The 26,005-nt window shown below is 36.7% G+C and carries 17 protein-coding genes; 4 read left to right on the top strand and 13 right to left on the bottom strand.

All coding sequences use genetic code 11. The features are described from left to right. Window positions 1-93: 93 nt before the first annotated feature. Window positions 94-1,566, top strand: coding sequence for an RNA polymerase factor sigma-54 (rpoN, locus tag HDC90_RS16710; RefSeq protein ID WP_184468381.1), 1,473 nt, complete (start codon window positions 94-96; stop codon window positions 1,564-1,566). 426 nt (window positions 1,567-1,992) lie between these two features. On the opposite strand, the gene HDC90_RS16705 is transcribed toward rpoN, so the two are convergent. From HDC90_RS16705 to HDC90_RS16685, 5 genes are all read right to left on the bottom strand, one after another. Then, on the bottom strand, window positions 1,993-3,003 hold the full coding sequence (locus HDC90_RS16705; protein ID WP_184468379.1) for a type IX secretion system membrane protein PorP/SprF: 1,011 nt from the start codon (window positions 3,001-3,003) through the stop codon (window positions 1,993-1,995). A 1-nt stretch (window position 3,004) separates the two neighbouring features. After that, complete coding sequence (locus HDC90_RS16700; protein WP_184468369.1) at window positions 3,005-6,562, bottom strand: PKD domain-containing protein; 3,558 nt, start codon at window positions 6,560-6,562, stop codon at window positions 3,005-3,007. 270 nt (window positions 6,563-6,832) lie between these two features. Continuing rightward, window positions 6,833-7,045, bottom strand: coding sequence for a hypothetical protein (locus tag HDC90_RS16695; RefSeq protein WP_184468367.1), 213 nt, complete (start codon window positions 7,043-7,045; stop codon window positions 6,833-6,835). Between the two features lie 58 nt (window positions 7,046-7,103). Further along, window positions 7,104-7,244, bottom strand: coding sequence for a twin-arginine translocase TatA/TatE family subunit (locus HDC90_RS16690; RefSeq protein WP_084153034.1), 141 nt, complete (start codon window positions 7,242-7,244; stop codon window positions 7,104-7,106). Window positions 7,245-7,410: 166 nt separating this feature from the next. Beyond that, window positions 7,411-8,265 carry an HD domain-containing protein gene (locus HDC90_RS16685; protein ID WP_184468365.1) on the bottom strand — a complete coding sequence of 285 codons (855 nt, stop codon included), beginning with the start codon at window positions 8,263-8,265 and terminating at the stop codon, window positions 7,411-7,413. A 213-nt stretch (window positions 8,266-8,478) separates the two neighbouring features. Here HDC90_RS16685 and HDC90_RS16680 point away from each other — a divergent pair, with 213 nt between their 5' ends. Together HDC90_RS16680 and HDC90_RS16675 are read left to right on the top strand one after the other, a co-directional pair. Further along, window positions 8,479-9,132 carry a TetR family transcriptional regulator C-terminal domain-containing protein gene (locus HDC90_RS16680; protein ID WP_184468363.1) on the top strand — a complete coding sequence of 218 codons (654 nt, stop codon included), beginning with the start codon at window positions 8,479-8,481 and terminating at the stop codon, window positions 9,130-9,132. Window positions 9,133-9,139: 7 nt separating this feature from the next. Then, entirely contained in the window at window positions 9,140-10,444 is a 1,305-nt protein-coding gene (locus tag HDC90_RS16675) for an AarF/ABC1/UbiB kinase family protein (protein ID WP_184468361.1), read from the top strand. 298 nt (window positions 10,445-10,742) lie between these two features. Here HDC90_RS16675 and HDC90_RS16670 read toward each other — a convergent pair whose 3' ends face one another. Further along, entirely contained in the window at window positions 10,743-11,099 is a 357-nt protein-coding gene (locus tag HDC90_RS16670; RefSeq protein ID WP_184468359.1) for a two-component system response regulator, read from the bottom strand. 270 nt (window positions 11,100-11,369) lie between these two features. Between HDC90_RS16670 and HDC90_RS16665 the strand changes: the two genes are divergently transcribed. Then, window positions 11,370-11,972 carry a GIN domain-containing protein gene (locus tag HDC90_RS16665; RefSeq protein ID WP_184468356.1) on the top strand — a complete coding sequence of 201 codons (603 nt, stop codon included), beginning with the start codon at window positions 11,370-11,372 and terminating at the stop codon, window positions 11,970-11,972. A 158-nt stretch (window positions 11,973-12,130) separates the two neighbouring features. Here the strand turns inward: HDC90_RS16665 and HDC90_RS16660 are convergent, their stop codons facing one another. The 7 genes from HDC90_RS16660 to HDC90_RS16630 all read right to left on the bottom strand — a co-directional run bounded on the left by HDC90_RS16660 (window position 12,131) and on the right by HDC90_RS16630 (window position 25,884). Next, window positions 12,131-14,455: a GAF domain-containing protein gene (locus HDC90_RS16660; protein WP_184468354.1), complete on the bottom strand. Its 2,325-nt coding sequence runs from the start codon at window positions 14,453-14,455 to the stop codon at window positions 12,131-12,133. A gap of 242 nt (window positions 14,456-14,697) precedes the next feature. After that, complete coding sequence (locus tag HDC90_RS16655) at window positions 14,698-18,300, bottom strand: BamA/TamA family outer membrane protein (RefSeq protein WP_184468352.1); 3,603 nt, start codon at window positions 18,298-18,300, stop codon at window positions 14,698-14,700. A 475-nt stretch (window positions 18,301-18,775) separates the two neighbouring features. Then, window positions 18,776-19,687 carry an SdiA-regulated domain-containing protein gene (locus HDC90_RS16650; protein WP_255497722.1) on the bottom strand — a complete coding sequence of 304 codons (912 nt, stop codon included), beginning with the start codon at window positions 19,685-19,687 and terminating at the stop codon, window positions 18,776-18,778. A 270-nt stretch (window positions 19,688-19,957) separates the two neighbouring features. Next, window positions 19,958-21,997, bottom strand: coding sequence for a polyphosphate kinase 1 (gene ppk1 / locus HDC90_RS16645; protein WP_184468351.1), 2,040 nt, complete (start codon window positions 21,995-21,997; stop codon window positions 19,958-19,960). Further along, entirely contained in the window at window positions 21,997-23,217 is a 1,221-nt protein-coding gene (locus tag HDC90_RS16640; RefSeq protein ID WP_184468349.1) for a Pycsar system effector family protein, read from the bottom strand. The genes ppk1 and HDC90_RS16640 overlap by 1 nt, the downstream gene beginning before the upstream one ends. 562 nt (window positions 23,218-23,779) lie before the next feature. Then, window positions 23,780-24,745 carry an ROK family protein gene (locus HDC90_RS16635; RefSeq protein WP_184468347.1) on the bottom strand — a complete coding sequence of 322 codons (966 nt, stop codon included), beginning with the start codon at window positions 24,743-24,745 and terminating at the stop codon, window positions 23,780-23,782. A gap of 212 nt (window positions 24,746-24,957) precedes the next feature. Then, window positions 24,958-25,884 (bottom strand): sugar phosphate isomerase/epimerase, encoded by a 927-nt coding sequence (locus tag HDC90_RS16630; protein ID WP_184468345.1) that lies wholly within the window; start codon window positions 25,882-25,884, stop codon window positions 24,958-24,960. Window positions 25,885-26,005 lie beyond the last annotated feature (121 nt).

The raw sequence follows: 26,005 nt of genomic DNA, 5'->3' as shown, positions 1-26,005 counted from the left end.
TTTTAAAACCAAACATATCGATAGCATTTAAATCAAATCAGCAGAATATCTGAAATCTATTGTTTATTTTTGCCCTATTCTTTTATATTTACTATGCTAAAGCAACACTTACAACAAAAATTATTACAAAAGTTATCACCACAACAAATACAGTTTATTAAACTGTTGCAGGTGCCAACCGTTGCTTTAGATACCCGTGTAAAAGAAGAACTCGAAGAAAACCCTGCACTTGAAGATCCAAGTTTAATGACTCAGGATGAGCCAAAAAGCGAATATGACGATTTAAATGACGGACCTGAAGATTACGAACAATCATCAGAAGATACCAGCATGGATGAATTTAATGTAGATGATTATTTACAGGATGATTCTGCCAACGATTACAGCACCAACTACAATAATGGCGACGACGATGAGGAGAAAAAAGAAACACCAATTGCCATTGAAAGTACTTTTTTTGAAAGCTTGCAAGAGCAATTAGACCTTATTCCGCTATCCGATCAGGATTTTATTATTGGCAAACAGATTATCGGCAGTTTAGATGATGATGGTTATTTACGCCGTCCATTAGGCTCTATGATCGATGATCTTGCTTTTTCTCAGAATGTTATGGTGGAGGAAGATGATGTATTGGAAATGTTAAAACTGATCCAAGGCTTCGATCCTCCTGGTATTGGTGCAAGAGATCTGAAAGAATGTTTATTGATCCAGTTAAAAAGAAAAGATCCAAACAATCCGATTATAGTTAAAGCAATGAATGTTGTAGAAAACTATCTGGATGAGTTTACACGTAAACATTACGATAAATTAGAAAAAAGTTTAGGCTTAGATAGTGAAGAACTGAAAGAGGTAGTAAACGAAATTTTGCGTTTAAACCCGAAACCAGGTGATGCCAATCAGGTTACAACCAAACAAATGCAGATTATTCCTGATTTCCACATCAGCAATAATGATGGCGTATTGATTTTGACGTTAAATTCGAAAAATGCTCCTGAACTAAAAGTAAGCAGATCTTACCAGGAGATGTTTGAGCATTACGACAAAGCATCATCCAAAGATAAAAAGCTGAAAGAGGCTGTTCAGTTTGTTAAACAAAAATTAGATTCTGCCAGATGGTTTATAGATGCGATTAAACAAAGACAACAAACTTTGTTAAAAACCATGAATGCCATTATGCACTATCAATATGAATATTTTTTAACGGCCGACGAGCGGAAAATGCGTCCGATGATATTAAAAGATATTGCTGATAAAATCGATATGGATATCTCAACCGTATCGAGGGTTGCAAACTCTAAATATGTACAAACCGAATTTGGCACCTTCCTGTTAAAATCTTTCTTCTCAGAAGCGATACAGACCGAAAACGGTGAAGAAGTTTCGAATAAAGAGGTAAAAAAAATATTGGAAGACTGTATCGGAAATGAAGATAAACGCAAACCCTTAGCAGATGAAAAATTAACCGAAATTTTAAAAGAACGAGGTTATAACATTGCCAGAAGAACGGTTGCGAAATACCGCGAGCAGATGAATATTCCGGTAGCAAGGCTTAGGAAAGAACTTTAGATCAGTTGGCAGTTAGCAGTTGGCAGTTATCAGTTTGCAATTATCGGTTATCAGTTTTCAGTTAGCCTTAAATTAGCAATTGCGAAACAGAAATTTTCTATTGTTGTGACTGAAAAATGAAATTTCACTACGCTTGGAGCTTCAGTCCCGCTTTCCAATCAGGTTTAAGCACAATTTTTTGTACACCCTGCAAGCTCAGAAATGAAAAACTGCACCAGCCATTTAGCCCCGGTTGCAGCGTTACCCTGCTGCGAGGAGGTATGACGAAGCGAAGCGTAAAAGCGTAAAACGGGAGGACATTTATTGATTTGCACAGGCACTGCGCTCCAAAATATAAGCTGTGAATACAGCGATAAAATCGCCTTTCTCCATCCTTATTACAAACAAGAACGATGAATAAGTTTTCAGCCTATCGCCCACTAAAAACTACCACATTTTAATGTACGATGGCACCTTGTAGATATTGTTCAACAATAAACCCAATACAATTTCATGACTACCATTACTTACCTGATTTAGTTGCGAAGTGGTAAAATCATACGAGTAGGTTAAATTAACCATCTTTCCGATATTGAAACCCGCCATCGCTGCAAAAGAATCATCTTTACGATAGCTTCCACCCAACCAGATTTTATCTTTAAAAGCCACTTTCATGTTTATATCAACCGAAACAGGTGCGGGCGAAACATACTTTACCATTACCGATGGCACTGCAGCAATTTCATCATCAACGAAAAATTTATATCCTGCAGTGGCAAAATAATGTGGCGCTTCTTTACCCAAATTATAGCTGTTATCACCTGTGAAACTTAATTTCTGCGGCAAAATTTGCTGTACAGATAAACCTGCAAACATCCTGGCTCCATATAACCATAAACCAATACTCAAATCGGGCTTTACCTGGTTAATTAATGCCCTGTTCATAATCGGATCTATTGGTGTATCAAAGGTTAGTGCATTTAAATCTAAAGAAATGCTCGAAACCCCTACTGCAACCCCCGCCGATAAATTAAAATCATTGCTCAATTGCAGATGATAAGCATAAGTAACATTCGCATCCAATCTTTTTATCGGACCAGTTTTATCTAAAACAGCAGTTAGCCCCATTCCATGGTGAGATGGAGACGACATATAGTTTTGCATATAATTACGGTCCATCGGTTTACCTGTTTGCTCAGGAAAAGCGGTTAGCGCATTACTCCATAACTGATTATCGCCCAGCGCCCAATGTGCCGATACAAACGAAGTTTGAGGCGCATCGGTAATACCCGACCATTGTTTACGGTAGCCAGCTTTAAAATCGAGGTAATTTTCAATTCCGGAGAGCGCCGGATTTAGCAGGTACTGATTAAAAATATATTGGGTATACTGTGGCTTTTGTTGCGCAAAAACCTTAAATGTTGCCAAAAGTGCAAATATGATGATGAGCTTCTTCAATTTATCTGATTATGGTGAGCGGTCCTGTTATTGTTTTTCGTCCGTTACGAGGGTTGATGATATAATAATAAACACCTACCGGAAGTGGTTCATTTTGGTAATTACCATCAAAAGGAATTTTATATCCATTGCTAAAAAATACCCTATTCCCATTTCTGTTAAAAATTTCGACAGTAGCATTTGGATAAGATTCTAAATATTTAATAATCCAGGTATCATTCACATTATCACCATTCGGAGTAAAGGTATTAGGTGGGTTTATAGCTTGCAATACCTTAACCAATACTTTTGAAGTTGTTACGCAACCTTCTGGCTGTGTAGTAACCGTTAGGGTATATTCTGTGTCCTCACTTGGAGAAGCAACTGGGTTTAAGACATTGGTTTTGTTCAAGCCAATTGCTGGCGACCATTCGTATTTTAAATTGGCTCCCTCGGCAGTTGCCGGAATTTCGATCTGCCCACCCGCTAAAAGATAAACCAATGTCCCCGCATCTGCCAAAGGGGATTTATACACTGTAATGGTATTGGAAATGGAATTAGGACAACCATTATCTCCTGTAAATGTATAAGTGATGGTATGTGGCCCAAGCCCGGCAATTTTAGGATTAAAGGTGCCATCAGCCCTTATGCCATCGCCACTAAATACACCTGGTGGCCCATTCATTTCTTCACCAGCCTTCTGTTTGGCTTGTGTAATTAAAACTGTTCCATCTGCCTCGCAAACTGGGGCCATATCATCAAACACCAGTTGCGGAACTGGTTTTAAAGTAAGTGTTTGCGTTTCTGAATATTTAAAGCAATTTTCTCCAGAATAGGCAACCAACCTGATGTTAAAGGTTCGGTCGGCAGTGCCTCCAAAAGTATCGTAGTTAAGTATAAAAATTTCGTTATTATCTGGATAAGGAATTGTTTTATAAATGGAAGTTTCTTTACCAAAATCCCTGTAAATTTCAATCTTTGTGATTTTGCCCGTAAATACGGTAGATTTATTTTTAATCATGATATCCTCGCTCACGCAGCTATGGTCATTGATAATCTCAAAATCAGCCGTTTTAACATCACCGTTAACAGTGAAGGTGAGTGCTTTTGACATTTCACAACCAGCTCCATTTTTAACAATTAAAGCCGCTATATATTCACCTGTAACTGTAGGTGTAAAAGAACCATCAAAATCAGTTGAGGTTGCTACTATATCATTATTAAAAGTAAAGGTCCACTGAGCAGTCAAGCCCGTCGTACTTCCGTCTGCATTTTTTGAGGTATTTTTAAATCTGGCCACGCCATCAGCCAAACAAAAACCAGGAAGTTCGAAATCAGCAGATTGTGGATCAATTACAGTTACAATTTTACTTTTCACCACACTCACACATCCTTTATCACTTTCAGTAGTTAGCGTAATGGTATAAGAACCAGTGGCACTGTATTGATGAACAGGGTGCTGTTCATTAGCAGGAGTGCTTCCATCGCCAAAATCCCAAGTCCACTTTACAATAACTCCAGGATTTTCTATTGTCGATTTCTCAGTTAAAATAATCGGTTTGCCTACACATAAACCTTTCACATCAAAATCGGATAAAGGCTGAGGATTAATCACAATTGGAAATGCCGAAGACGTTTCTGAACATTTCGAATCCGTTGTAACGCTTAAAACGACATTATAAGTACCTGAACGATCATAAACATGAACAGGGTTCTGCTCAGTAGATGTTTTTTCATCACCAAAATCCCATAACCACTGTGTAATACTCCTCGAATTTGAATTGGGTGCACTTATATCAGTAAATTGAATACCACTAGACTGACAACCAGTAGCAGGTAATTCGAATGCAGCGGTAGGCTGCTTATCAACAGAAAAATCGATAATTAATTCTTCAGTGTTACCACAATTATCAGCATTGGGTTTAGTAGCAATTACTTTAAACTGATAATCACCCGGAGTAGGATAATTTAATTCGTTAGGATACTTATAAGTATAATAAGTATTATTGTCATTTGGTCTGGTAATGGTACTTGTTGCTACCGGGTTATTGTCTGTAAAACTTGCAGCTCCCTGTATCTCCCAATCTAATTTAACGGCCTGGTAAGGCAAATTGATGGTTAAACTAATGGCTTCGCCCAAGCAGCCACTGGTTATAGGTTGTCCGGTAACAACGCTTGTGGGTTGAAAAGTAAAGTTCTGAATATTTGCACCGGCCAAGTATGCGTAAGACTCTACTGGTCCATATCCATACGAAATCGCCGAAAAACCACCTGCTGCAGATAACCTGTGTTGAGGCTGTGTATTTGTAACATCAATCACAGCATAACTAAATACATTATCAATGGGCGTAAAGTTACTTACGGGATTCCCATCCAGCCTAAAAGAGGCAATATCCACGGTTTTAATAATTACATTCAGATAGTATTTCAAAATTTGAGTAGGAACTCCCACCGATCTTAAATCAGAAAAAACCGTAATATTATTTAGTGTTTGTTCTACAGGATTAAGCACTGTTATTTCAGGATCGCCAGGAAATTGATATTGATTGGTATTGCTGCCATTGTTTTGATTACAGGTTTGCGAAGTTTGGTATTGTGCCACAGCAATTGGCTTGGAACCAGAAATTACGTTTGCTGAAGTAGAAAAAAAGGTAACAACTGCGCCTTTACTGTAAGGATTAGAAAGAGGGCTTCCGTTGGCGATTGTAGTACTCCCATTAACGGTTAATACAGTATTATCTTCACCTACAATTATCCTCATAATATCGGTATTACCATGAAGTGTATTATAAAATGGTGCAGTTACGAAATTTTTCCCCCAAGCAGAAACCGGAAAAACCTGTTGATATAGGTTATCGCCCCCACTTGGATTACGGCTATTGCCTTCATTACAAAATGCTGCCCAGGTGTTACCTGTAAATACGGCTACAGGATTGCAATTTAAGGCTTTAATGTGGCTTCCTGTTAAATCGCCAACTGATTGATATTGATAGATGTCACCTTTATTTAATTTAATGGTAAAAGTCGTGTTAGCAGTTCTTCCTCCGTATCTTTCGTTTTGTTTAGGCGTAATTTCTATATCTGTATTATCAACTGTTGCTACAATTGTAAATTGTGAAAATCCCTGCTGATTTCCATGGTTTTCATAGCTAAATGCATAATATTCTTGTCCAAGTGTGTTTGTTGGCAGCACTAAAGTACCACCTGTACGGGCATTATTAGAAATAATGCTATACAATGATATCGCTTTGGTTGTAACTACGTTAATGGCTTTATTGGATTCTATTGTATTAGAACTACCCATTAATACGGCGTATGCATTTGGATCAATAACAAATGGTATGCAGGTATTTGCTGAAATGGTGGCGCCGACCGGAGATACCAAAACGCCTCCAATATAAACTTTATAGTCTGTAGCTTGGTCTGCAGATAAAAACAAGGTTAGCCTTGACCTATCTCCATCTATATGCCCTGCATAAGGAACATAAAAATCTTTTCCTTTATTTGATGTATTTTGAGCAAAAGACAAAAACCTTATAAAAAGTAAGAAAAACAAAACCAATAACCAATGCCTGCTCATCACCTATCGGTTTAGTTTGAAAACGTTATACATGTTTGTTTGATTAGATATGCAATATACTATTAATCAAACCACAAGAAAAATCAATTATTAGAATTTTAACAATTTTTAAGTAGAAAAATCACCTTTCGTGTAATAAACTGAGAGAGTTGTGTAAAAAAGTTTCACATACAAATTTATTGTCTTTCGAAAAACAGAATTAAGAGCCATAAGTATATTATCAGGCAAAACAAAAAAGCCACCTTATAAAAGTGGCTATACGACAAATATTCAATCATTACCTTGATCGGACTGATCGCCGCTACCGTATTTTGCAGAGAAATTTTTGGCTTTTTCATCTGCAGCACTATCGTTATGATCTTCAGGCTCCAGATTTTCATCTAAACGGTCGTTCCAATCGTTCAGTCCCTGGTTAGGGTGTTTTGCATTTTCTGCTATAAAATCAGATTTTGATTTGATCAGATCTTCTTTTCTATTTTCCATTATTGGCGTTTATTTTAATTAAAACAAAGCCATTAACATAAAGTTTTATTTGCCGCAATTATTTAACAGGCGGTTCATTCTTGGCGTCTTTAAATTCTTTTACGCTCTTCCCTATCCCCCTCATTAATTCTGGCAACTTTTTACCACCAAAAATAAGCAGGATTACCACACCGATTAAAATAATTTCTATTGCAGACATATCTTTATATTTTTCACAATATACGTGAATTCTTTTGAATCAGATTGTTTGATCATTTTAGTTTGACTGTGCATTGAAAGATTCTGAAACAAGCTCGGGATAATGGAACAAGAGGAATAAACCGCAGCTTATTTTTCATAGCAAAAACAAGAATCTTTGCCAATAACTAAACCAACAAAGCATTCAATGTCCTTGTTTTGATTTTAGGTACCGCGCCATAACGCATAAATTCGGCAAAACCTTTTAACTGTTTGATCGATTTAATGGCCTCATACCCTTCATATGATGTTCTAATTTTGTTTAGCAGCATGGTATCTGTTTTAAACAGGTCACTTTCAACCAATATTCCTTTATTCAGAAATTTTTTAATTAATTCGGCCATTTTGCCATTGGCATATAAATGAAGCGGTAATTTAAACACATCATTATTCAGCTTCTCGAAAGCTTCATTAATCCAGGCTACCTCAGTTTCTGCATTCACCGCTATTTTTCCATCTTTCAAAACAATAGAAGTCAAAAATTCGCGGGCACGCTGACGAGAAATTACCCCACCATGAATACCATCACGCAAAGTGTAATCCAAACGATCAGCACAAAGCGCTGGCAAAGGTTGCTCTAAAATATCAAAGGTACCATACAGAATCTGGTTAACATTATATCCATAATTTAACAGCACATCAGGCACTTCCGATTTGCATAAAACTTCGGCAAAAACCTTTTCATGATAATCTTCGTCTGTATTGTCGAAAACATAATCGCCCACATGAGAAAAAGCGGTATGTGAAATATCGTGTAGCAAGCCTGCAATTTGCTCCAGTTCTGAACCACCAAGCATCCTAATCAACATGGTAACGCCAATAGCATGCTCCAATCGTGAATGGCAGATGTCTGGATTGACCAAAAATATAGCCCCGCTTTGATGTATTCCGCCTAACCTTTTTAAAGCATCAGTATTTAACAGATCAGAAAATACCCTTGGCAGTTCCATTTTGCCGTATAAAAAATCGTTCACCTGGATCATATTGCTGTGCTTTAGTTAAAGAATAATCAATAACAAAAATACTAAATATTTTAGTTTTATATTAAAAAATTATCAACATTTAAACTAAAAAAAATAGCCTAAAAACCAAATTCAAATATTTTGAAAGCTATTATTACAATTTCATGATCAACAAAAAAACAATAGTAAAAACAAGCCCATAAATTAAACGTTATATTTATAAAAACAGCTAATATGGCAACTGCTCAACAAATTAGAAAAGCATACTTAGATTATGTTTTAACGAACAACGAAAAACCAAAATCGGTTTACATTTTCGTAAAGAAGCTTAAAATTACCGAGGCTGATTTTTATCAGTTTTTCTCTTCTTTTGATAGCATAGAAAAAACAATCTGGTTCGAACTTACTTTCGAAACCATTAACAAAATCAAAGAGCAGGAAGTTTGGCCCCAGTATACTTCCAGGGAAAAAATGCTTTCTTTCTTTTACAGTTACCTGGAAAACCTGAAGAACGAACGCAGTTTTGTGATTTACAGCCTAAAGAATCACCAGGGTAAATTTTCTACTCCTGATGTACTGGCTGGCGTAAAACCTATTTTCGAGAACTTTGCACAAGAAATTATTGATGAGGGATTAGATAGTGGAGAACTTGCCGAACGTCGTTTTCTAAGCAAGCGTTACAAAGATGCCTTATGGATTCAGTTTGCTTTTATTGTTAATTTCTGGATCAATGATGATAGTGAAGGTTTCGAAAAAAGCGACGAAGCCATAGAAAAAGGCATCAATGTAACCTTCGATCTTTTTCAGCATTCGCCAATTGATAATTTATTGGAATATGGGAAATTTTTATCCAGAAATGGAAAGTTTGCAGAAAAGATGAGGTTTTAAACACCAGATGAAAACACAAAAAAGTATTCCAACTACCAAAGTAGAGCGTTCGGCAAAGTTTGTTAAAACAGGTATTCAGATCGGGGGCAACTATATTAAACATTACTCCAAAAAACTGTTTAACCCTGAAATGGACCGTGAACAGCTGAACGAAGATAATGCCACCGACATCTATAAATCGCTGAGCGAATTAAAGGGAAGCGCCTTAAAAATTGCACAAATGCTGAGCATGGATAAAAATATCCTGCCTAAATCATATGTAGATAAATTTACCCAGTCGCAATACAATGCCCCGCCTCTTTCGGGTCCGTTAATTGTCAGGACTTTCACCAAGAATTTCGGTAAAACACCTGAAAACATTTTCGATAGTTTTAACTTAAGCTCTAGCAATGCGGCTTCTATTGGCCAGGTACACCAAGCGATGCTTAATGGGAAAAAACTCGCCATTAAAATCCAATATCCTGGTGTGGGCGACAGTATTTCTTCTGATCTGAAACTGGTAAAACCTTTCGCTTTCCGTTTATTGGGCATGTCGGAAAGGGAATTGAATATCTATATTAAAGAAGTGGAAGAACGTTTGCTCGAAGAAACAGATTACGAACTGGAAGTTAGGCGTTCAATAGAATTTTCTGAAGCCTGTAAAAACCTCTCTCATGTGGTTTTTCCGAAATATTATCCCGAATTATCTGGAAAGCGGATCATAACCATGGATTGGATTGATGGCTTACATTTAAAAGAGTTTTTACAAACCAATCCTTCTCAAGCGCTGCGAAATAAAATCGGTCAGGCGCTGTGGGATTTCTACAACTTTCAACAGCACGAACTCAGGGCCGTACATGCCGATCCACATCCTGGAAATTTTATGATTACGCCCGACGAAAATTTAGGTGTAATTGATTTTGGCTGTATTAAAGAGATGCCAGATGATTTTTATTATCCGTTTTTCTCCTTAATTTCTACCGATGTAATAAATGATAAAAATAAAACGATAGAAGCTTTTAGAAAGCTTGACATGATCCATGCAGACGATTCTCCAGAGCAGATTGAGTTTTATTATAAATCGTACAAAGAGATGATCAGCCTGTTTGCCAAACCCTATACCAGTAAAACTTTTGATTTTAGTAAACCTGATTTTTTTGAGCAGTTGTACGCCTATGGTGAAAAGATTTCGAAAATGCCAGAATTTAAACAGGCACGTGGCGTAAAACATTTTATTTACGTTAACCGGACTAATTTTGGGCTATATACGATTTTACATGAGCTGGGGGCGATGGTCAAAACAGATACATTTAAGCCGAATGTTAACATTTAGAGCACAATAAGCTTTGAGATTCGCGCATGCACGATGACGGCAACACCAATAGAATCTGTGAATAATAGGGTACTAATAGAAATTTACTGTTTGTATTATTGCCAACCATTAAGAAATTAAGGGCATTAAGGCTTTTACCAGCCCTAAGGATTGCTGTTTGGAGAGATACCTTTATTAAAATCAATATAAATGACATGAAATTTCAAGGAGATAAATCTTCTGAAATTGTTGTCATCCGATAGCTATCGGATGATGGATAATCCTAAGCCGAGCCTTTAACATCAGACATCGGATTCAATCAGGAATTTTTCTTTACCACCTCAACCATGTGATCGAGATCAAACGGTTTTTCAATATAATCATCAGCTTTGCAATCTTCTGCCTGTTGAGGTAAGTTATTTGAGGTTGAGGTTAATACAGCCGATACATCTTCCGTTTCAGGGTCAGATTTAAGTTCTTTAATTACCTGCGATCCCTTCTTTTCACCTTTAATGTGATCATCCACAATCACCACATCTGGTTCAATTTCATCTATTTTATCTATAGGTTCGGTTGTTAACGATGCCGTAACATCAAACCCCTCCTCTTCCAATACCTGGTCCATTATATCGAGGATATCTTTATTATCCTGAACAAGTACAACCTTTTTCTTCATAAATAAACAGACTAAAATTCTCACTAAAGATAAAGAAAAAGACTAATCCAATAATAGATCTTAAAATATTTTACAAATGCTTGGTAAAAGTTTCAAGTTTTCGTCTTGAATTAATGCCTGTTCGTCGAGTATTACCTATCGGTTGTATAAAAATGTAACACTGCCTGCAACGTTTTTCATTTCACTGCGTCTTATCAACAAAACCACAACAAAAAGACTTAAACATTTAAATAACAATTAATTAACATTTAATTATTAAATAAAAATATTATGAAAACCTCAATCAAAACCCTAATCACAACTTCATTAACAGCAATCGTTTTATCATCAGCTGTATTTACTGCAAGCGTTTCTGCAATGGAAAAAGAGCCTGATGCAATTTTAAAAATATCGGCTTTTAAAAGAATTTCTGTTAAAGGAAATGTAGAAGTAACCATTATCCAGCGCAGTAATTCTGGTATTTCTTATACCGATGATAACACCGGAACGGCAAAAGTTATACAAGATGGTGATAATTTAAAAATCACTTCAACCAGCACCGAAAAAACAAAATTAACCGTTTATGTAAACGATTTTTACAGAATTGAGGCTTCAGAAAATGCAATTGTTAAAACGGAAGGAAAACTAATAACTAAATATCTTCAGATCTTTTTAAAAGGAAATGCCCATGCTGAGATCAATACCAGTTCAGAAGGTTTATATAGCGTAATTTCTGATCAGGCAGACTTAAAATTAAGCGGTTCTACTGATAGCCATACTTTAGTAATGGGTAAATCGCAAAAGTTAACCATCGATAGATTTGCAGCTTTAAAAACCAACATCAGTTCTATAGAAACTGTTGCCGTTGAAAAAGAAATTGCCGCAATCAAATAATTATAAAACACACAAATGAAATGAGGCTTTCTGATCAGATCAGGAGGCCTTTTGTTTTTAAATGTGATATGCTATTAACTTCTTTAGAAATAACAGTGAAGGATCTTCATAAAAAAACCTCTGGTATGATACCAGAGGTTTTTTATAGTTACAACTGCTTAGTGCTGTAGTACTTTCGCAATTTCCTTCTCAATGGATTTGATCTCCTTAGGTTTAAGTTTTTTAGCAGCATCTGTTTTGCCAGCTACCTTACTTTCCAGGTATTTTACACCTACCCTTAAAGCTTTTAACCCAGAAACACCCTGAAGTTCATCTAGTTCCAGTTGCTCTAAATCGTCGTTTAAATAACCTTGAACCTGCATGTATTTAATGTACTCCATATATTCTTTGGCTTCTTCAGGATTGAAATAAACCATCGCAATTTTATGGGGCTGCGTTAAACGTTCAGTTGTACCTTTAACCAATACTTTATCAATACGTTTTTTAACAACTTCGTAACGGATATTGTAAGCCCCTTCTACATCAAAACGGCGTTCATCATTCCTAAAGCTGATATCGATCGCATTAGAGTGGATAAAGATCAACTGCGTTGTTTCTAATGCCCGAGGCATTTCGGCAATTAATCCTTTAGACAAACGCGCAATATCGACCATGGAGGTTAACTGCCATAGGCGGATATTTTTCAGGTACAACAAATCAAATGGCCTATCTGGGGCAATTTCCTGTCCGATGTAAATATCGTACTCTACTCCATCTGTTCTGAACTTGGCAAAATAACAAGGATAAGAAGCCTGTAAATTGGCTTGCGATTTCTCCAGGTATTGGCTCACTTCGGTATTGATCAGCTGCATCGAAACTTCCAGTTGCCTGCGGTTTGCAAAACCAGCACCCGTTTCTGGAACAATCACTTCGAAATAACGGTCTACAAACTCAGCTGTTACCGGATAGTTGCCTTTTATAATCGATAGGAAAGGATAAACTTCTATTTCTAAAAACTCGTTCAGTTTGTTTTCTTCGTTTGATGAAGCAAAGTCGCCGATGTGTTTAATCCAATCTTTACAATTAAACAATAGTTTATCGGTAAGTTCTAAAGAAACATGTTTACGGATAGCTTTTAAGGTATCAATTAAACTATTTAACTGTACCTCCATATCATCTTTTAACGCTTTATTCCGCTCTATGGTAGAATTACGGATATCAATTGCGCCAAAAAGCGGATACATATGCTTAAAGGTAATCGTTTCGATTTCCTTTAATTTATGGTAACTGTTATTTTGTTGAAGAAAGTGCCAAACGGCTTCATTAAATTTCCATTGTACTGATGGCTGTAAGGCGGTAAATTTATCCATCAGCACTTCATCCATTTTAGCATCAAATTCTTCAATACTGTATTGGAAAAGCTGACCAATTAAGGGCATTGCTGGACGTAACCTCGACAATAGTTTATCGTCAACCACTACTTCCTCATTCGAATAAACTTCTAAAACACCAGCCAGCTGCGTATTATAATAAACAGGGAGTACAGAATAAGAACAAACACCAGCAGCTTTTAAAACCCTCAAAAAAGGATCTTTATCAATCTGATCGTCATTGATAGCGCTTACAAAAATTGATCGTGGGTTTTCTTTATACTTATCAACCAGCGAATAAAAAACCTCCTCTTCGAGATTGGATGATTTTGCCGAATTAATCAGCATACTTTGAGAAAATTCCTGATTATCAAAAACGAGTTTATTGTTAACCGTTAAAAAAGGCATTAAACCAAATTCGAGTTTTCCATTTCCGCTAAGCGTTTTTAAAGCATGAATGACATGCGTATAGGCTTCAGTTTGATAATTGTGGTTAACCAATGCATCACGGATACCATCAATGGCATGCTGTAAGGTTACATCTGTTATTGAAATAATACTAAATCCTTCGAAATGGAAATTTTGTAATGGCAAATGGGCTACCAGGTACTCCAATTCAGTTTCATCTTGAAAATGCTTGCCCAGTTCTTCAAAATTAAGTTCAGGTAAGTCGCCTTTATGCATAATATCTACAAACTTGGTATCTGTTTGGATATTATAGTATTGTGTCAGTTTTGTTTCCTGATTAATGTGTGCATAAATGATCTCATTTTTCAGTACCGAAGTAAAATTGTAAAAACGGCCTAAAATAACATTGTAAATAAACTTGAGCTGTTTTTTCTCAACAGGTTCGTTGTCTTTTGTTACCTTATTTTTAGGATCATGATCCTTAAAAAATTTATAGAATGCATTGGTACTAAAGAAAATCTGATCTGGAATTGGGGTACTTAAGGCCCAAAACAAATCATCTTCATTATCCATTAAAGGAGTTAGAATTGTAAAAATTAATTCTAATGTATCTTTATATTGGGATAAATCTTCGGCACTGATGTTGTCAAGCAGCACATCGTCTTTTTCAATTTTTTGAAGTAAAAACCTGTAAAACTCAGATTTTACCGATTTTTCTGTTTTCAATCTGCCCTTTAAATACTCCACAAGGGGGCGGAAAGACAGAGATGATTCTACCTGGCAATGTATACATTCGTTTTTATGTATCTGTATGACATTGGTATTCATTGTATAAGTTTGCTATAGTGTAAATTTTATAGTTATCTATTTAATTACTAATTCATTGCAAAGGTACATACTCGTTAAGGCAATGTTAGTCTGCTAAACGTAATACTTGGATATTATAGCTATAAATAAGTTACACAAATTTAGTACCTAAAATTAAGCGATACATATGGATACCAGCCATCAGCCGAGTGCCCCATCACAAATCGCACAACTGTAAGTGATGCTGGAGCGAAGTAAACACCACCTCCTATGCCATGGTGCCATAATGTAGAGGCTTCATCTCTTTTCCACACCCTGCCTACATCATAAAAACCCAGTAAGCCAACTTGTCCGGGTAAAACATAACTTACTAAATCGCCAAGTTTAGCGCGTAACTCCAAATTATTATAAAACATATGTTCGCCAGCAAACCTAAACTGACGATAGCCTAAAAGGTTCCCTTGTCCACCTAAAAATAAAGCCTGGTAAAATGCAGGTTTACCAATGGTTACTCCTCCACCGAAACGATCGGCCAAAATGAAGTTTTTTCTACCATCGAGGTTTTTATATAATGCTATACTCGCTGTAAATTGTCCGTAAGAATTAGAATACTTATTAACACCTTTATATCCCAGCAGTTTAAAATCTACAAAACTACCCAGGGTTGGTAATAAATCATTATCACGTGTGTTGTTGGTAAAATTTACAAATGCACCTGCAAACATCTTTTCGTTTCGAAAGGTAAGCGAATCAGAAGAATGCAGTTGCGATGGATTTTCGATAAAACGGCCTACGTTATCTTCCTGGTTAAATTTATAATATTGATACGAAGGGCCTACGCTAAAAGTAGATTTAGGACGGCGCCATCTGATTGAGGCATCAACCTGGTATAAATTAAAACGTGCACGATAATAACTGATGTTATCGTTATCTTCGAAAGGTGTTTCATTTCCCATACCAAAGAAATTCTGTGTATTATTGGGTGCGAAAGCATCAGCTTTCAACACAAAATCGCCCTTGCCTAAGGCTTTTAACCATTCACCTTTATAATTAAACCTAAAAGCTTTAGTCGAAAATGAATGCAAAAAGGAAACAGTCTGCGAATTGCCATAAGGTTGTTTTCTGAAACCAGGATTAGTCTGTCTGTAGATCAAACCCAATAAAACACCATCATCATTATTGTAACCTGCGTTTAACAACCACGAATTACGACGGTACATATCTTTTGGGATGTGGCTGAAATTTGAGGTATCGTTAGAGATTATTTTTCTGATTTTATTGGCATCCTCTCCATTATAAGTGGCTTTATCGGTTCTACCGTATAACCTTACAGATCCGTTACTGTTTACAAAATCGTAAACTTTAGTGCCCTTTCCACCGATAATCCGCAATTTAATGTTCGAGTTTTTATTATTCAGGATCAGGCTATCATTACCGTTGTGCATGTACACCCTGATTTCTTTGGTTACGTTCGGATCAAATTTCCGGTCGAAAAGCTCGTCTTTAATATTACCCTCTTTTGAAATTTTATTGATTTTTACACGTAATCCGTTATTACCTGCATCAGAGATCCGGATCAGCTCATTTTTATTGGTCACCTCGATATCTACAATGCGATTAAAGAAATGATAATACTGGTTCATTAATTTTGGCAAAGTGGCAATCCGGTTACGCAGCTGTGCCAAAAATGCATCATGGTGCATTGAATAACTTGGTTCTGGAAGTTTTTTCAGTGCTTTTTCTAAAACAGCATCATTATAATTTGCACAGAAATCTTTTACAATTTTATCAAATTCCTCTTCATCGATATTGGCAGTCCAACGGCTACTGATTTCTCTTCCTTCCCATAAAAACCAGTTGATATTTTTTATACCACGCTCATAACCCTGCATCATCGGTAACAGTGAAGAAGATTGTGCGTAACGCTGTAAAAGGCCGTCTGATCTAAAAAATACCTGGTCACGATCTCTTGGCACCGGCGAATAAACAGCGCCATCTTTGGTTTTGGTTTCTTTCCAACGCCACTGGTCTTCATGCCTGTCCCAATCGCCCAATAACACATCAAATGCTCTGGCTTTTACCCAGGCAGGACCATCTAATCTATTATCGTTATCCTCGGTTAGTTTTTTATCCATTTTCGGAGAATTGATCGATTCTCCTGTTGGTTCTCTCTCTTCGAACAAACACAGGGTATTTGCAAAAACCGGTTCAAATTCTCCAAGATTATCATCAGGCGAAACCCAGCCAATAATTGGGTTGCTATGCGGGATTCCGCCAGCTTTAGCTAGTTCGGGCACTACCAGCGCAGAAAATGGATGCTGTGCCGACATATTATCCTTTATAACATCTTTAGCAAAGGTTTCGCGCAGTGCTGCAGGTAACAGCACTTCAGGATATTTTTCTACACTACGCAGCACATATTCTTTGCCTTTTTTATCTTCTAACCGTAAAGAACGTGATTGATTGCCCCCACCGCGTTGTGTTGCTTTTAAACCGCCCATCATCTGGGAAATCCTTAACACCGGAACCTTTGTTCTTGCTGCATATTCTTTACGGTAGTTCTCGCCAAAAATAGTGCGGTGAAAACGGCCAACGCTATCATACTCGGGTTTAACGCGTACAAAAATGCTGTCAGCGGTAATTGGTTTATCTCTATTTCTCACTTTTTGAGGAAGGGTTTCGAACTTTTTAATGTAACTGTAAACCCTTTTAACACTTGTATCCGAATAGATATAATATTCGTAGCGCATATCGTTGTTTTTCAATTGATCGGCTACCACATACCCCTGCTGCATTTCGTGAAACAACGAAGTTTTACCTTCTTTATTTGGCGATACTTTTGATCCTGAACCACTGATAACCTGCAATTGTTTTCCTTTAATCAACTGAAGGCCATGCTCGTGCCCGGCAACATAAGTTACGTTAGGATAATCTCCAAATACATCGTTTACCGATTTAATCATATCCTTATAGGCCGGATGATTTAAATCTTCGGGGCTCAACAAAGTGGAGCGGAGTAAAGGGTACACGGAGCCCAAAACAGGCAAAGGAATATATAGATTTTTATCAAGCGATGTTAGCGGAAAAATGTGGTTTCTTAAGTTGAAATAACCACCATGCGGCCCATAACTCTGAAATGGATGGTGCGAAGCCAAGAGAATAACCTTGTCTTTGTTCTCTTCAAGTAATTGTTCCATTTTTACCAAAACCTCATCTTTAGTCCTGCATTCGCATTCGCCGTTTGGATTTGATTTATTATATGGAAAAAGCCACCATTCGCTATCGTAGGCAATAATGGTTAATTTATCGGTTAATTGAATTGCAACAGGATCAGGGCATCCGTTTTCCGGTATTAATCTTAATAATGGATCGTTCTGCGCCTTAAGGAAATCATCTTGCGCTTTGATTTTGGCCAAACCTTTAGGGCCAGACTTATCCCAATCGTGATTACCGGGAACAAAATAAACCGCAGCCCCCATTTTACGCATAGGTTCGAACTGCGAACGCAGAATCTTTTTAGTTGTATCCTCCTCTATACTACCTGGCAGGCCCATTCCTGTTGGATAGATATTATCGCCCAGGTATACAACGGTTGTTTTTTTTGGAAGAATTTGCTTGGCAGCATTTTTTAAATCATGCATTTGTGCAGGATTCATTTCGCCCGCATCGCCAAAAAGAATTACACGATATTTTACATCATCCTGAGCAAAGGCAATGAAGTTGAATAAAAATAAGATGGTAAAAAGGGTAAATCTTTTAATCATAGACTCAGCGTTTGTATAAAGATAGTTATTTTAAAATTTATTTTTGTTTCTTATGAGCATCGTCCAACCTATCTCATAAACTTAATTCAGGTTCAGACCTGTCACGTTGAGCTCAGCTTGTACTGAAGCTCGATGAGGTATCGAAACGCGCTTTATCATACATTTTAGTGAGTTCTTCGACTACGCTTCCATTGACAGACTCCCAAAAAGGTCGTCATTGCTGGAGGAGGAACGACGAAGCAATCTTTCATGCTAATGATTCTTGCTATAAAGATTGCTTCGTCGGCTGAAAAAGCCTTCTCGCAACGACGATCCCTTGGGGAGATTTATTTCCATTAAATTCTACTGCCATTTATATTGATTTTTACAAATAAATCATTCCTCAGGATTACAATGTATGTTAATGAGACAGCCTCCTAATAGATCCTGAAACAAGTTCAGGATGACGATCGCATTAGGGCATCGCTAACAAAACCTATTTTTTTAATTTAAACATTAAAATATTTCCTGCAGCTAAAGTTCCGCCTTCGTTGGAAATGTAAAGGTTATTATCACGGTCAAAAGCAATACCTTCTGGCTGGTTAAACAAACTTGGGTTTAATGGGTACGTGGCTTTAACCTTGAAATTGGTATCGGTAACCACAAGTAATTTGTTTACAGAAGAAAGCACATACCACTCATTGGTTTTTTGATTTTTAGCCAATGCCGATGGACGGAACCTTGATTTTGAACTTCCAGATATTTTTTCAATGTCTTTGTGCGACAGGCTAAATTCTCCACTTGGTTTTAACGAGGCATCATCGCCAAACTTAAAGCCATAAATACTGGAGGCCTTTGCTTTTGAGTCAGGTTTACTATCCTTAGTTAAAATATAAACCATATTGTTTTTTTCGTCTGCCGCCAATCCTTCATACTCAGCTTTGGGTACAAGCCCTTTGGTTTTGGTTACATTAGCGGCTTCTGGCTTGCTTAGTTCAGAAATTGGGAAGGTGTGCAGTTCGCCATTGCTTTTTAACACAATGAAATAATTTTTGATGATGGTTAAGTCTTCATAATCGCCTTTACCTCCAAATTTGGTAAATTTCGATTCTTTATCGGTTAAACCTAAATGAAAGAGGTCTCCATCTTCATCCTGAATCGCAAATACTTCTTTCGGATCGCCGTTGTGAAATACAATTCCAGAAATTTCGAAGAGATTTTGCGGCATATTATATTTTACCGGATTTGCCAAATCATAAGGAAGATTCGATTTTTCTCCTCCACCGGCTGAAACGGTTTCTGTTGAATCACTTTGTTTATCATCGCGGTTACTGTTAACGCACGATACGCTAAAAAAAGCTGAGGCGATTAAAAGACCTGAGGCCAAAAAAAATTTATTGCATTTCATAAGGGTAAAATTTAATGTTTATGGTCTCTGTTCTTACAGACCAGTAAATAAAATCATATTTAACTAAAGCCATCTGATCTGTGAGGACACAGACCACAGAGCGTTTCATTCCCTACCGTTTGATCGTCATCTCCGTACTGGAGAGATCTATTTAATATTATTTTCATAGATTTCTCCATTCCGTTGCACTCCAGTCGAAATGACGAACTATGGTGAGCACACAGACCACGGCGTTACTTGGAACACAAATCATGTCGCAAGTGCGGCGCTTTATTTATTTTTTAATAGCTCATAAATGTCGTGTTGAGACTCAATAAGGGGTTCACTCTTTTTAACAGGAATATTATTCATGTTTTCATCTATACAAACGGCCTGCACGTTATCTTGTTTTTGGATTTCGATAATAGCTATCATTTCTTGTTTAATCTGCTCATTATAAATCGGAAAGCAAACTTCAATTCTTCTATAAATATTCCGGTTCATCCAATCGGCCGAGCCCAGATATACGTCATTCTTTCCCAAATTATGGAAAATAAAAACACGTCCATGCTCCAGATAACGATCAACAATACGGGTAACCTTAATATTTTCGCTCATGCCCGGTACGCCCGGAATTAAGCGGCAAATACTTCGCACAATCATTTCGATCTTTACACCTGCCGATGATGCCTCGTAAAGTTTGTTAATTAAAACTTTCTCTTCGAGATTGTTCATTTTAATGGTAATACCCGATGGTTTTCCTTGTTTGGCATGTTCAATTTCTCTCTCTATCAAATGAAGAAAAACTTCTTGTAAATTAAACTGAGCCACCAATAGATGATTAAATTTAATCAGATTGAGAGAGGTAGGTTTAACCCTTTTGGCCAGAAAAATAAAAAGTAGTTCTACCTCACGCAGCATTTCTTTATTCGCCGTCATTAAAATATGATCGGTATAAAAGGCAGCTGTACTTTCGTTAAAATTTCCGGTTGCAAACAAACCAGAATAACGCATTCTATTGCCAGTTTGGCGTTTCACTAAGGCTACTTTGGCATGCACTTTTAAAGCGGTAACACTGTAAATAATATCAATGCCTGCTTCCTTCATTTTTTTTGCCCATTTAATGTTATTGGCCTCATCAAAACGGGCTTTGAGCTCAACCAAAACCGTAACTTTTTTACCATTTTTTGCAGCGCTGATTAATGCATTTACAATTTTCGAATCGCTGGCTACGCGATAAAGCGTAACGTATATTTCCTTAACTTCAGCATCAATAGCAGCTTCATTAAAAAAGCGTAACACACTATCATAACTCTGGTAAGGTGTATGTACAATAATATCTTTTTTATAAATCGCCTCGGTTAACGATCCATCTATCAAATCGGTATTACATAGTTTTGGCCAGTTTTGGTTAGATAATTTTGGCGAATTAACCGGGAAACCCATAAAATCTTTCAGGTTATGGTACTGGCCACCCTCTATCCTATTTGCTTTTTTAAGGTTGAAAAGCTTTTTAAGCAGTTCAAATACATTATCCGGTATACCGGGTTGGTGGAGAAAACGTGTGGCTAAACCAGCGTCGCGTTTTAACAATTGTTTTTCCAGCTGTTCTGATAAACTGCCAGAATATTCATCTTTCAGATCTATTTCTGCATCCCTTGTAATTTTGAAACTATAACATCCGGTAACTTCGCTTTCCGGAAAAACACGGTCTAAATGAAAACGCACAATATCATCCAAAAAAACAATGAAAGTTTCATCAGCTGTTTCTACCTTGTAAAAACGGGCTAACTGGTTGGAAGGGATATTTAAAATAACCACTTCTGCATCTTCTTTCTTTTTTAGCGTAATCAGAAAATACAGCTCATTATTTGAGGGAAAGAAATTGGAATTGGCATTAATGTAAACTGGCTGCAAAAAGGCCATTACCTGGCTCAAAAAATACCGGGTTATATTTTTCTGAATTTCGGGGGGGAATGGCTTTCCGTAAATTAAGTTAATCTTATTCTCTTTAAGCAACGGAATAAGATCTGATTGAAGTACCTTGCCATAACGCTGTTGCTGTTCTGAAATAAGCTGATTGGCCGTATTGAGCAGGTTATCATCCATACGGATATCGTTATCGTCCTTATTGCTCAATTTCTCTAAAGCGAGTAACACGGGCATCCTTACGCGATAAAACTCATCAAGATTGGAAGAGAATATAGATAAAAACTTAATGCGTTCTAAAAGCGGAACAGTGTTTCGTTCTGCTTCCATTAAAATACGCTCGTTAAACTTTAGCCAACTTAAATCTCTGTTAAAAAAAGAGGTTTCTACTATCTGTTCCATTAAAGTTTACCGTAAGCTGCGTAAGCAATTACAAATGCAAATACTGCTGCAATTAAACCAAACATGAAAATATTATAGGCCAGGCGGATCAGTTTATACTTTCTGCCCAAAACTACACCTTGCGAGTATACATCGGTTATCAATGTTCCATATAAAAAATCTTTATCGTTCATTACCTTAATCATACCATCGGTATAGCTTGGTAAGCTCATCTTATAAAAGTTACCAAAAAACAATAAATTCACCTTTTTATTATCCATATCTTCCTGAGTGAATTCTCCTTTTGGAATAGACGGACGGGTAGATAAAATGGAAACCACCACGCAGGTTAAGCTCACTAATAATAAAATAAATGTGGGGATAATCAGGTTGCCATGATCTTCCAACCGCCTTAACAATAAACTCACGATTAAGGAAAGCATGATCGAATTTACCGTAATCAGAATATGAGCCTTGTTATCGGCCATATCGCTTAGGCGTTGGTTATTGGCAGAAGTAATCCTAAACATGGTTTCAATACCTTTATCAGGCCGATCGTCTTTACCTTTCTTTTTTTTGTCTTTCTCTTTTACAATGGCTGATGCAAAATTTTCGGGCTCGGCCAATTCGGCACTAATTTCTTCCTGTGCTGTTAATTTACTTTTCAGTTTTTCGATATTTTTTTGTTTCTGATCGCTTAACAGCAGATTGGCATAATCAGTATGGTAATGATGTGATTCCATAAACTGGATATCCTTTTTACGCCAATCGAGCTTACTGATATCTTTTTTATAGATCAGTTCATTTTCCTTATGCATCAATTTCCCTTTTGCGCGGAAATCGGGCAGACCTAAATGGAACAGATCTGCATCGCAAATAATTTTATCAATTTCATTTTTAGGTTTCTGCGGAATTTTAGTGGCCAGTATTGCGTTCCTAACATGATCACGGATTTCTTGATTAACCTGATGCTTTGCTAAAAAATCATCAGCCAGTTCTGCTCCTTTTGCTTCATGATTTAATGCATCTTCAAAATAACCTGTATCATGAAAATAGGCTGCAACCGTTACAGAAAAAAAATCCTGCTCATTTAACTGGTAATGATTGGCGATTTGCTGCGCAGCATTTACCACTTCTTGCGTATGTTCCAGGTTATGATAAACTAAACGTGGGTCGTTATGGCGATGGAAGTAATCGCGAACGTGCTTTTCTACATCTTCCTGCAATTTTTTATAGTTCATGAGCGTATTGGGGTTGCGATAATTTAATATGATGAAGGAAATGCATTTTTTAAAAATCTTTAAAGCTGAAAAATCGTATTATTTTTATAGTTATAAAATTACGCTATTTTTTTAAAAACAACACTGATCTCCCCTTAACAATAATAATGCCTTGTTTATTTTACAATGAGATTTAGAAAGGGCTGGCTTAAAATAATAATCTTATGCTATCAGACTTATTTCTCCTCGAAAAAGAGGTAATAATTTGACATTAAATGGCAAGGTTAGAAATTTATTGCGAGGGATAAAAGGAGTTTAAAATACTTTCAAATTTGTGTTTAAAAGGTTATTCCGATCTTTTCTGTGATTATTTTAACAAAATAACTCAAAAGCAAACGAAGATAAATGGCGTAAATAATTGATCGGATTATATTTTCCAGTAAGCGATATTGTGTATTTGACGAAAAAAAGGATATTCTAAAAGTTAGAATATCCTTTCTGTTTAAATTCAATACTTTTTGTTTCCTATTGATTCGCCGAAAAAGGTATAGATTTAGGTTTACATTATTATTTTTCTGAAAAATTACTTCGTTGCATAATCAAATGCTTTAAACTTTTGAAAAACATTTGCCGCACAGCCTAATAAACCGGCCTTGTTGCCCAGCTTAGCCGCAACAACCAATTCATTACCAGGGGCAATAGGCACGGCTAATGTTTTTATTCTTCTTTCTATTTCCCGAACATAAAAGGCGCCAGATTCACTTATGCCTCCACCAATTACAATTTTTTGCGGGCTAAATACATTTATAAAACTAATGATGCCCGTAGCCAGATAATCGAAATGCGATTCCATAGCTTCAACAGCATATTCTTCTCTGGCCAGGTACTTTTCTACCATATATTTACCATCAATCTCTTCTGGTGGATTAGGATGGATAGACTGATAATGTTTAAGCAGGGCCGATACTGATGCATAAGCTTCCAAACAACCTCGACCTCCACAGGCACAAGCAACGCCATTGTGCTGTACAACAATATGTCCTAACTCTGTACCTCTATTTCTAAACCCTCCGTAAAGCTTGTTATCAATCATCACTCCGCCTCCAATTCCCGTACCCACGGTAAGAAAAACCACATCGCTACAATCTTTGGCAGCCCCATAAGTCATTTCTCCAAGTCCCATTAAATTGGCATCATTATCCATTATAATATTATAACGTGTTACTTCTTGGAGGATTTCGCCTAAAGCCAATTGTTTAAAGCCTGGTAAATTATCAGCCCCAGCGATAATCTTATTCTTGTAAATAATCCCCGGAAAACCAATGCCTACGCCAAGAATAGGATTTTTAATTTTTTTAGCACAGGTATTGATCGCTTCTACAATGAGCGCAATAATTGCACCTTGTGTTTTTGCATTTTTTAGCGATACAATAATGGAATATAAAATTTCTCCACTTTGGTTTACTACTCCACATTTGAGTGATGAGCCGCCAACATCTATTCCGATAGCATACGACTGTTCCACGTTGAAATTATTTAAAGTAATCATATATCAAACCTATTTTAAATCTCATTTGCATAGCTTTATTAGACATATTTTTCCATATCATTTATTATTCGAATCTAATATAGGCTAAAAATTGAATTCAATAAACCTCTAACCGTTATATTTCAGCCAAAACCTTTTAATATTGATTAAAAATGATTTTTCACCTTTTATATTCTCTATTTTGCTTAAAAAAACACAACAAGCGCGAAAGACTACAAATATCTTTTTCTCCAAACCTGCATCATATACACATTTATTGCCCATTGGTCGGCAACTGGCAGATTGGTAAACGGAATGGTTGGCATGTAACTGGGCGGTCCAAATTCGGTTAACATCGTCAGGATTTTACCCTGCTGTTTTTTGATGGCAACAACTTTGTCCCACCAGGCAAAATGCGCTTCAACTGCTTGTTTCCATTCCGGAGCTCTTGGATCGCTTACTTGTGGTCCTTCTGCATGGCCAACCCTGGCGTGAACATGATCGGTACGTGAAATAGCAAGTGCCACGGTTTCTGGCTGATCGTCGAGTAAACTTTCGCTAACATTACACCAATGAGAAATATCGAGGGTTAGCCTTAAATCAGGGTTTCCCTGTAAATATGATAATGATGCCGGAGCCGAATAAAGCATACGCGACCGATGGGTTTCATGATAAATAGGAACGCCTGTTTCTTTAGCATACTGAATAGTAAAATCAATGAATTTTTTGTTTTCCTGGTATTGAAAAAAGTCCTTTCCGGAATGAACATTTATATACAATGGTTTTTGGTATTGATGTTCAATGGCTTCTTTAAGTACTTTTTTAAAAGTTGCAAAATGTGGTACTGGAAGAGCTTCATCTCCACGGCAAAGAAAACCCACTTCTAATTGATATTTTTTTAACGATTTAAATAATTCTTCAGCAATTTCTACCGACCAGAGAATTTCTATTCCATCATAACCTGAATCTTTTGCCTTTTTGCAAAAATCGGTTACTGAGCCATTAAAGCCCCAATAAGGGGCCATGATTTTTAGTGCGAAACCATTTGTTGATTTTTCAGATCCGGAAAAAGGTGTACTAAATGTTTCCATTGGCATTAAAAATAAAGCAGATGTGAGTGCCATGCTGCCACCAATAAAATCGCGTCGGTTATATTTCATTTGATATATCTTTTACGGATTTAAGTTACACATTTTTAGTTTTTAAAGAATTTAGTTCATCTTGAATGATGGTTTCATTGATAAATCAATAGGATAAAAAGCAAAAAGCCCTTCAGCATAA

The sequence above is a fragment of the Pedobacter sp. AK013 genome (genome assembly GCF_014205835.1).
Classification (GTDB): Bacteria; Bacteroidota; Bacteroidia; order Sphingobacteriales; family Sphingobacteriaceae; genus Pedobacter.
Note: the sequence above shows the minus strand (reverse complement) of the source record. Positions and strands in the feature narration are given on the sequence as shown.

Coding starts and splice junctions, on each gene's coding strand:
- rpoN (WP_184468381.1), top strand. CDS start 94: ATGCTAAAGCAACACTTACAACAAAAATTATTACAAAAGTTATCACCA.
- HDC90_RS16700 (WP_184468369.1), bottom strand. CDS start 6,562: ATGAGCAGGCATTGGTTATTGGTTTTGTTTTTCTTACTTTTTATAAGG.
- HDC90_RS16695 (WP_184468367.1), bottom strand. CDS start 7,045: ATGGAAAATAGAAAAGAAGATCTGATCAAATCAAAATCTGATTTTATA.
- HDC90_RS16690 (WP_084153034.1), bottom strand. CDS start 7,244: ATGTCTGCAATAGAAATTATTTTAATCGGTGTGGTAATCCTGCTTATT.
- HDC90_RS16685 (WP_184468365.1), bottom strand. CDS start 8,265: ATGATCCAGGTGAACGATTTTTTATACGGCAAAATGGAACTGCCAAGG.
- HDC90_RS16680 (WP_184468363.1), top strand. CDS start 8,479: ATGGCAACTGCTCAACAAATTAGAAAAGCATACTTAGATTATGTTTTA.
- HDC90_RS16675 (WP_184468361.1), top strand. CDS start 9,140: ATGAAAACACAAAAAAGTATTCCAACTACCAAAGTAGAGCGTTCGGCA.
- HDC90_RS16670 (WP_184468359.1), bottom strand. CDS start 11,099: ATGAAGAAAAAGGTTGTACTTGTTCAGGATAATAAAGATATCCTCGAT.
- HDC90_RS16665 (WP_184468356.1), top strand. CDS start 11,370: ATGAAAACCTCAATCAAAACCCTAATCACAACTTCATTAACAGCAATC.
- HDC90_RS16655 (WP_184468352.1), bottom strand. CDS start 18,300: ATGATTAAAAGATTTACCCTTTTTACCATCTTATTTTTATTCAACTTC.
- HDC90_RS16650 (WP_255497722.1), bottom strand. CDS start 19,687: ATGAAATGCAATAAATTTTTTTTGGCCTCAGGTCTTTTAATCGCCTCA.
- ppk1 (WP_184468351.1), bottom strand. CDS start 21,997: ATGGAACAGATAGTAGAAACCTCTTTTTTTAACAGAGATTTAAGTTGG.
- HDC90_RS16640 (WP_184468349.1), bottom strand. CDS start 23,217: ATGAACTATAAAAAATTGCAGGAAGATGTAGAAAAGCACGTTCGCGAT.
- HDC90_RS16635 (WP_184468347.1), bottom strand. CDS start 24,745: ATGATTACTTTAAATAATTTCAACGTGGAACAGTCGTATGCTATCGGA.
- HDC90_RS16630 (WP_184468345.1), bottom strand. CDS start 25,884: ATGAAATATAACCGACGCGATTTTATTGGTGGCAGCATGGCACTCACA.